The organism is Microbacterium sp. NPDC097977, assembly GCF_040302605.1.
Taxonomy (GTDB): Bacteria; Actinomycetota; Actinomycetes; order Actinomycetales; family Microbacteriaceae; genus Microbacterium.
Genome location: NZ_JBEOUR010000112.1, coordinates 1 through 7,262, shown reverse-complemented (window position 1 = coordinate 7,262; position 7,262 = coordinate 1). Strand labels below are relative to the sequence as shown.

The 7,262-nt window shown below is 64.8% G+C and carries 14 protein-coding genes; all 14 read right to left on the bottom strand.

The genetic code is table 11. The annotated features are described in order from the left end of the window. Nucleotides 1-120: 120 nt before the first annotated feature. The 14 genes from rplE to rpsJ are packed head-to-tail and all read right to left on the bottom strand — an operon-like array spanning nucleotide 121 to nucleotide 6,775. Nucleotides 121-711, bottom strand: a complete 591-nt coding sequence (gene rplE, locus ABTZ43_RS16520; RefSeq protein WP_350539560.1) for a 50S ribosomal protein L5 — start codon at nucleotides 709-711, stop codon at nucleotides 121-123. Continuing rightward, nucleotides 711-1,070: a 50S ribosomal protein L24 gene (gene rplX, locus ABTZ43_RS16515; protein ID WP_045253837.1), complete on the bottom strand. Its 360-nt coding sequence runs from the start codon at nucleotides 1,068-1,070 to the stop codon at nucleotides 711-713. Before rplX ends, rplE begins: the two co-directional genes overlap by 1 nt. A gap of 3 nt (nucleotides 1,071-1,073) precedes the next feature. Continuing rightward, complete coding sequence (gene rplN, locus ABTZ43_RS16510) at nucleotides 1,074-1,442, bottom strand: 50S ribosomal protein L14 (protein WP_050722502.1); 369 nt, start codon at nucleotides 1,440-1,442, stop codon at nucleotides 1,074-1,076. Beyond that, nucleotides 1,439-1,771, bottom strand: a complete 333-nt coding sequence (rpsQ, locus tag ABTZ43_RS16505) for a 30S ribosomal protein S17 (protein ID WP_052677685.1) — start codon at nucleotides 1,769-1,771, stop codon at nucleotides 1,439-1,441. The genes rplN and rpsQ overlap by 4 nt, the downstream gene beginning before the upstream one ends. Further along, on the bottom strand, nucleotides 1,771-2,088 hold the full coding sequence (gene rpmC / locus ABTZ43_RS16500; RefSeq protein ID WP_017829202.1) for a 50S ribosomal protein L29: 318 nt from the start codon (nucleotides 2,086-2,088) through the stop codon (nucleotides 1,771-1,773). Before rpmC ends, rpsQ begins: the two co-directional genes overlap by 1 nt. Further along, nucleotides 2,088-2,507 (bottom strand): 50S ribosomal protein L16, encoded by a 420-nt coding sequence (gene rplP, locus ABTZ43_RS16495; protein ID WP_045253840.1) that lies wholly within the window; start codon nucleotides 2,505-2,507, stop codon nucleotides 2,088-2,090. The genes rpmC and rplP overlap by 1 nt, the downstream gene beginning before the upstream one ends. Further along, entirely contained in the window at nucleotides 2,507-3,262 is a 756-nt protein-coding gene (rpsC, locus tag ABTZ43_RS16490) for a 30S ribosomal protein S3 (protein WP_017201587.1), read from the bottom strand. Before rpsC ends, rplP begins: the two co-directional genes overlap by 1 nt. Beyond that, nucleotides 3,262-3,660, bottom strand: coding sequence for a 50S ribosomal protein L22 (rplV, locus tag ABTZ43_RS16485; protein ID WP_045253841.1), 399 nt, complete (start codon nucleotides 3,658-3,660; stop codon nucleotides 3,262-3,264). Before rplV ends, rpsC begins: the two co-directional genes overlap by 1 nt. Next, nucleotides 3,660-3,941: a 30S ribosomal protein S19 gene (gene rpsS, locus ABTZ43_RS16480; protein WP_017829205.1), complete on the bottom strand. Its 282-nt coding sequence runs from the start codon at nucleotides 3,939-3,941 to the stop codon at nucleotides 3,660-3,662. Before rpsS ends, rplV begins: the two co-directional genes overlap by 1 nt. A 12-nt stretch (nucleotides 3,942-3,953) precedes the next feature. Then, on the bottom strand, nucleotides 3,954-4,793 hold the full coding sequence (rplB, locus tag ABTZ43_RS16475; RefSeq protein ID WP_045253842.1) for a 50S ribosomal protein L2: 840 nt from the start codon (nucleotides 4,791-4,793) through the stop codon (nucleotides 3,954-3,956). A 20-nt stretch (nucleotides 4,794-4,813) separates the two neighbouring features. Then, complete coding sequence (gene rplW / locus ABTZ43_RS16470; protein ID WP_017829206.1) at nucleotides 4,814-5,137, bottom strand: 50S ribosomal protein L23; 324 nt, start codon at nucleotides 5,135-5,137, stop codon at nucleotides 4,814-4,816. Continuing rightward, complete coding sequence (gene rplD / locus ABTZ43_RS16465; RefSeq protein WP_045253843.1) at nucleotides 5,134-5,796, bottom strand: 50S ribosomal protein L4; 663 nt, start codon at nucleotides 5,794-5,796, stop codon at nucleotides 5,134-5,136. Before rplD ends, rplW begins: the two co-directional genes overlap by 4 nt. A gap of 2 nt (nucleotides 5,797-5,798) precedes the next feature. After that, entirely contained in the window at nucleotides 5,799-6,458 is a 660-nt protein-coding gene (gene rplC / locus ABTZ43_RS16460; protein ID WP_350539559.1) for a 50S ribosomal protein L3, read from the bottom strand. A gap of 8 nt (nucleotides 6,459-6,466) precedes the next feature. After that, complete coding sequence (gene rpsJ / locus ABTZ43_RS16455; RefSeq protein ID WP_030147986.1) at nucleotides 6,467-6,775, bottom strand: 30S ribosomal protein S10; 309 nt, start codon at nucleotides 6,773-6,775, stop codon at nucleotides 6,467-6,469. Nucleotides 6,776-7,262: the final 487 nt, after the last annotated feature.

The following is a 7,262-nucleotide window of genomic DNA, read 5'->3' as shown; positions in this document are numbered from 1 at the left end:
TTTTTTTCCCTTTGTTCTGGCGGTACGGGCGGCGGTAACCCCACCGCGGCCTGGGTATTACCCCAATAATTCATTGGCCGGGGCCGGGGGGGGGGGGGGGGCCCCCCGCCCGAAACCTGCTTACGCCTTGGCGTCTTCCGTACGGAAGGGGAAGCCGAGGTGACGCAGAAGCGCGCGACCTTCATCGTCCGTCTTCGCGGTGGTGACGACGGTGATGTCGAAACCGCGAACCCGGTCGATCTTGTCCTGATCGATCTCGTGGAACACGCTCTGCTCCTGGAGACCGAAGGTGTAGTTGCCGTTGCCGTCGAACTGCTTGCCCGAGAGACCGCGGAAGTCGCGGATGCGGGGCAGAGCGAGCGAGACGAGACGGTCGATGAACTCCCACGCGCGGTCACCGCGGAGGGTGACGTGCGCGCCGACCGCCTGTCCCTCACGCAGCTTGAACTGCGCGATCGACTTGCGAGCCTTGGTCACGATCGGCTTCTGGCCGGTGATCTTGGTGAGATCCTCGACCGCGCCATCGATCACCTTGCTGTCGCGAGCTGCCTCGCCGACACCGGTGTTCACGACGACCTTGACCAGTCCGGGGATCTGCATGACGTTCGCGTAGCCGAACTCCTCCTGCAGGGCCTTCTTGATCTCGGAGTTGTACTTCGCCTTCAGGCGGGGCTGGATCTTGCCAGCCACCGTAGCGTCGGTGGTTGCCATCAGAGGTCCTTACCTGACTTCTTCGCGTACCGCACGCGGACGGTGCGCTTGACGCCGTCCTTGGTCTGCTCCTCGACCCGGTGGCCGACCTTGGTCGGCTTCTTGGTCGAAGGGTCGACGAGTGCGACGTTCGAGATGTGGATGGACGCCTCGACAGTCTCGAGACCGCCCGTCTTGGTGCCACGCTGCGTCTGTCCGACGCGCGTGTGCTTGGTGACGTAGTTCACGCCTTCGACGATGACGCGGTTCTTGTCGGACAGGATCTCGAGGACCTTGCCCTGCTTGCCGCGATCTCCGCCACGCTCCTGCGTCGCTCCGGTGATGACCTGAACCAGGTCACCCTTCTTGATCTTCGCCATGACTTAAATAACCTCCGGCGCCAGCGAGACGATCTTCATGAACTTCTTGTCACGAAGCTCGCGACCGACCGGTCCGAAGATACGGGTGCCGCGGGGCTCCCCGTCGTTCTTCAGGATGACGGCGGCGTTCTCGTCGAACTTGATGTACGAGCCGTCGGGACGGCGCGTGGACTTGACCGTGCGGACGATGACGGCCTTGACCACATCGCCCTTCTTGACGTTTCCGCCCGGGATCGCGTCCTTGACGGTCGCGACGATCGTGTCGCCGAGACCGGCGTAACGACGCTTCGAGCCGCCGAGCACGCGAATCGTGAGCAGCTCCTTGGCGCCGGTGTTGTCGGCGACCTTGAGGCGCGATTCCTGCTGGATCACTTGGCCTTCTCCAGAATCTCCACCAGACGCCAGCGCTTCGTGGCGCTCAGCGGGCGGGTCTCGTTGATCAGGACGAGGTCGCCGATGCCGGCGGAGTTCGCCTCATCGTGCGCCTTGACCTTCGAGGTGCGGCGGATGACCTTGCCGTAAAGCGGGTGCTTCACGCGGTCCTCGACCTCGACCACGATGGTCTTGTCCATCTTGTCGCTGACGACGTAGCCGCGACGGGTCTTGCGGTAACCGCGAGCCGCGGAGTCGCGCACGTCGTGTGCAGCCGACTCGTGCCCTGCGGCCTGCGTCTCCACAGTCGCTTCCTTCTTGGTGGCCATCACTCAGCCTCTTCCTTCACGGCGTCGTCGGCGGAGTCCGCCTTCTTCGCCTTCGACTTGGTCGCCTTCTTGGCCGGAGCCTCGACCGGAGCGGGCGTCGCACGGATGCCCAGCTCGCGTTCGCGGATCACGGTGTACAGGCGCGCGATGTCGCGCTTGACCGCGCGGATGCGGCCGTGGCTCTCCAGCTGGCCGGTGGCCGACTGGAAACGGAGGTTGAACAGCTCCTCCTTGGCCTTACGCAGCTCCTCGACGAGGCGCTGGTCTTCGAACGTGTCGAGCTCTGCCGGAGCGAGCTCCTTGGTGCCGATCGCCATTACGCGTCGCCCTCCTCGCGCTTGATGATGCGTGCCTTCAACGGCAGCTTGTGAATTGCACGGGTCAGTGCCTCGCGAGCGAGTTCCTCGCTCACACCGGCGACCTCGAAGAGGACGCGACCCGGCTTGACGTTGGCGACCCACCACTCCGGCGAACCCTTACCGGAACCCATTCGGGTCTCGGCAGGCTTCTTCGTGAGGGGACGGTCGGGGTAGATGTTGATCCACACCTTGCCGCCACGCTTGATGTGACGCGTGACCGCGATACGAGCGGACTCGATCTGACGGTTCGTCACGTAGGCAGGCGTGAGCGCCTGGATGCCGTACTCGCCGAAGGAGACCTTCGTGCCACCGGTCGCCTGGCCACTGCGGCCGGGGTGGTGCTGCTTACGGAACTTGACCTTGCGGGGAATAAGCATCAGGCAGACGCTCCTTCTGCGACGGGTGCCTCGTTGCGCGGTGCACGACGACGGTCGCCACCACGGTCATCACGACGAGCCTTGGGAGCGTTGGCCTGCTCGCGAGCGAGCTCCTTCGCCGTCAGGTCGCCCTTGTAGATCCAGACCTTCACGCCGATGCGGCCGAAGGTGGTCTTGGCCTCGTAGAAGCCGTAGTCGATGTTCGCGCGCAGCGTGTGCAGCGGCACACGACCCTCGCGGTAGAACTCCGAACGGCTCATCTCGGCGCCGCCGAGACGGCCGGAGACCTGGATGCGGATGCCCTTGGCGCCAGCGCGCTGCGCGCCCTGGAGACCCTTGCGCATCGCACGACGGAACGCCACACGAGCAGAGAGCTGCTCGGCGATGCCCTGTGCGACGAGCTGAGCGTCGGCCTCGGGGTTCTTGACCTCGAGAATGTTCAGCTGGATCTGCTTGCCCGAGAGCTTCTCGAGGTCGCCACGGATGCGCTCGGCCTCGGCTCCACGACGACCGATCACGATGCCCGGACGGGCGGTGTGGATGTCGACGCGGACGCGGTCACGGGTGCGCTCGATCTCGATGTTCGAGACACCGGCGCGGTCGAGCTGCGTCTTCAGCAGGTTGCGGATCTTGATGTCCTCGGCGACGTAGTCGGCGTAACGCTGACCGGGCTTCGTCGAGTCCGAGAACCAGCGCGACACGTGGTCCGTGGTGATGCCGAGACGGAAGCCGTACGGGTTTACCTTCTGTCCCATTACTTGCTCGCCTTCTTGTTGCTGTCGCCCTTGGCGGCCGGGGCCGCCTCCGGCGTCGAGAGCACGACCGTGATGTGGCTCGTGCGCTTCTTGATCTGGAAAGCGCGACCCTGTGCACGGGGCTGGAAACGCTTGAGCGTCGTGCCCTCGTCGACGTAGGCGTTAGCCACGTACAGGTCCTGCTCGTCGAGGAACTCTCCGTCGCGATCCGCCTTGACCTGCGCGTTGGCCATGGCCGACGCGACAAGCTTGTAGATCGGCTCACTGGCGCTCTGCTGCGCGAACTTCAGGATGGCGAGAGCCTCCTGAGCCTGCTTGCCCTTGATGAGCGCGACGACACGACGAGCCTTCTGAGGGGTCACACGGATGTGTCGCACGCGTGCGATCGATTCGACCATCAGCGACGCCGTCCCTTCTTGTCGTCCTTCTCGTGGCCGCGGAAGGTGCGGGTGGGCGCGAACTCGCCCAGCTTGTGACCGACCATGGTCTCGGAGACAAACACGGGGATGTGCTTGCGACCGTCGTGGACCGCGATCGTGTGACCCAGCATGGCCGGGATGATCATGGACCGGCGAGACCAGGTCTTGATGACGTTCTTGGTGCCGGCTTCGTTCTGCACGACCACCTTGCGAAGCAGGTGATCGTCGACGAAGGGGCCCTTCTTAAGACTGCGAGGCATCTTCTCTTACTCCTACTTACGCTTCTTGCCGGCGTTACGACGACGCACGATGTACTTGTCGCTTTCCTTGTTGGCATGACGGGTGCGACCCTCAGCCTGGCCCCACGGGGAGACGGGGTGACGTCCACCGGACGTCTTCCCCTCACCACCACCGTGCGGGTGGTCGACCGGGTTCATCGCGACACCACGGACGGTCGGGCGGACGCCCTTCCAGCGCATGCGGCCGGCCTTACCCCAGTTGATGTTCGACTGCTCGGCGTTTCCGACCTCGCCGATGGTCGCGCGGCAGCGCGCATCGACGTTGCGGATCTCGCCCGAGGGCAGACGCAGCTGGGCGAAGTTGCCATCCTTGGCGACGAGACGGACGGATGCACCGGCCGAACGTGCCATCTTCGCGCCGCCACCGGGACGGAGCTCGATCGCGTGGATGACGGTACCCGTCGGGATGTTCTTCAGCGGGAGGTTGTTGCCCGGCTTGATGTCGGCACCTGCACCCGACTCGATGACGTCGCCCTGCTTCAGCTTCGCCGGCGCGAGGATGTAGCGCTTCTCGCCGTCGAAGTAGTGCAGCAGCGCGATGCGTGCCGTGCGGTTGGGGTCGTACTCGATGTGAGCGACCTTGGCGTCCACGCCGTCCTTGTCATTGCGACGGAAGTCGATGACGCGGTACTGGCGCTTGTGGCCACCACCGATGTGACGGGTCGTGATACGTCCCTGGTTGTTGCGACCACCGGTCTTCGAGAGCGGGCGCAGCAGCGACTTCTCCGGCGTCGATCGAGTGATCTCGGCGAAGTCAGCCACCGACGAGCCGCGACGGCCCGGGGTCGTGGGCTTGTACTTGCGAATAGCCATGATTGTCCTTATCCCCCGGATCAGCCGATTGCCGTGAAGATGTCGATGGTGCCCGACTTCAGGGTCACGATGGCGCGCTTGGTGTCCTTGCGCTTGCCCGTGCCGAAGCGGGTGCGGCGTGCCTTGCCGACGCGGTTGAGGGTGTTGACCCCTGCGACCTTGACGCCGAAGATCTTCTCGATGGCGAGCTTGATCTCGGTCTTCGAAGCGCGCGGGTCGACGAGGAAGGTGTACTTACCCTCGTCGATGAGCCCGTAGCTCTTCTCGGACACGACCGGCTTCAGGATGATGTCGCGCGGGTCCTTGTTCAGGGCCGTCTGGAGAACAGATGCCTGCTCGCTCATGCGGAGACCTCCTGGTTGGCGCCGGACTTCGAGGCGATGAAGCCCTCGAGCGCGGCCTGGGTGAAGACGATGTCGTCGGAGACGAGCACGTCGTAGGCGTTGAGCTGGTCGAACGTCAGCACGTGCAGGTTCGACAGGTTACGGATGCTCTTCAGCGTCACGTCATCGTTGCGCTCGATCACGACGAGCACGTTCTTCGACGAGACGACGTTGGTGAGGAAGTTCACCGCGGTCTTGGTCGAAGGAGTGCCGTCGATGCCGAAGGACTCGATGGCGTGGATGCGGTCCCCGCGGAAGCGGTCGCTCAGTGCGCCACGGAGGGCGGCGGCGATCATCTTCTTGGGGGTGCGCTGGGAGTAGTCGCGCGGCTTGGGGCCGTGCACGATTCCACCACCGGTCATGTGCGGCGCGCGGATGGAGCCCTGACGGGCGTTACCCGTGCCCTTCTGCTTGAAGGGCTTGCGGCCGGCACCCGAGACCTCACCACGACGCTTGGTCGAGTGGGTTCCCTGGCGAGCCGCCGCGAGCTGCGCGACGACGACCTGGTGGATGAGCGGGATGTTCGTCTTGGCGTCGAACAGTTCGGCGGGAAGCTCGATCGAGCCAGCCTTCTTGCCGTCTGCCTTGAGGACGTCAAGCGCGAGAGTGGAGTCAGCCATGATCAGGCACCCTTCACTGCGTTGCGGACGTAGACGATGCGGCCACGAGCACCGGGGACGGCGCCCTTGACGAGCAGCAGACCCTTCTCGATGTCGACGGCGTGCACCGTGAGGTTGAGGACGGTCACGCGCTCGCCACCCATACGGCCGGCCATGCGCATTCCCTTGAAGACGCGGCTCGGGGTCGACGATGCGCCGATCGAGCCGGGCTTGCGGTGGTTGCGGTGCGAACCGTGCGACGCCGAGACGCCCTTGAAGTTGTGACGCTTCATGACACCGGCGAAGCCCTTGCCCTTGCTCGTGCCGACGACGTCGACGAGCTGGCCTGCTTCGAAGGTTCCGTCGACGGTGAGCTCCTGGCCCGGCGAGTAGTCAGCGGCATCCGCGGTGCGGATCTCGGTGACGTGACGGCGAGGCGTGACGCCTGCAGCCTCGAAGTGGGCGGTCAGGGGCTTGTTCACCTTGCGCGGGTCGATCTGACCGTAGGCGATCTGCACGGCGTTGTAGCCGTCCTTCTCGGGGGTACGGATCTGGGTGACCACGTTCGCGGCGAGCTCGATGACGGTGACGGGAACGAGCTTGCCGTTCTCGTTCCACACCTGGGTCATACCGAGCTTCGTGCCCAGCATGCCCTTGGAAATCTTGGAGTTGATGTCAACCATGGCGGACCTCAGAGCTTGATCTCGATGTTGACATCGGCGGGCAGGTCGAGACGCATCAGCGAGTCGACGGCCTTGGGCGTCGGGTCGACGATATCGATCAGACGCTTGTGGGTGCGCATCTCGAAGTGCTCGCGGCTGTCCTTGTACTTGTGGGGCGACCGGATGACGCACACGACGTTCTTCTCGGTCGGAAGCGGCACGGGGCCGACGACGGTCGCGCCCGCACGGGTCACGGTGTCGACGATCTTGCGTGCCGACGAGTCGATGACCTCGTGGTCATACGACTTCAGGCGAATGCGGATTTTCTGTCCCGCCATTGTCTGCTCACTCTCTTTAAGCGTCTTACCGTCCTGGGCCGGATGACCCTGGGGCATTGGACGCACGTCGGCGCTGTTCGCGCCTCGGCACTCGAACGACTCTCACGAACCGATCTGCTGCACCACTGTTCTGCTGTCATCCCGCACGCCTCGCAGCGAGCGGATGTGCCCCACCCGCCGCACACGGCGGAGCCGTCGTGGAGGGAGTGTCGGGGCCGTCCTGCCACCCGCGGCCTAGGTCCCTGCGCTTCCGCGCCGCCTATGCACTGCCGTGATGGTGATCCGGTACACGCTGAGCGCGCCGGAATGTCGAACCTGTCTATTCTGCCACGGCCGATTTCACTTGTGCAAACCCGGGCGTGTCGCGGTCGCTGTGCATCTGCTGAGGGCGCGCCCAGCCGTCGGTCCGGCGCCTCTGATCGACACCGCCGACGGCCTCCTCAGCGCGCTGAGGAGAGCGGGGCGAGGCATCCCCATGCCTCGCCCC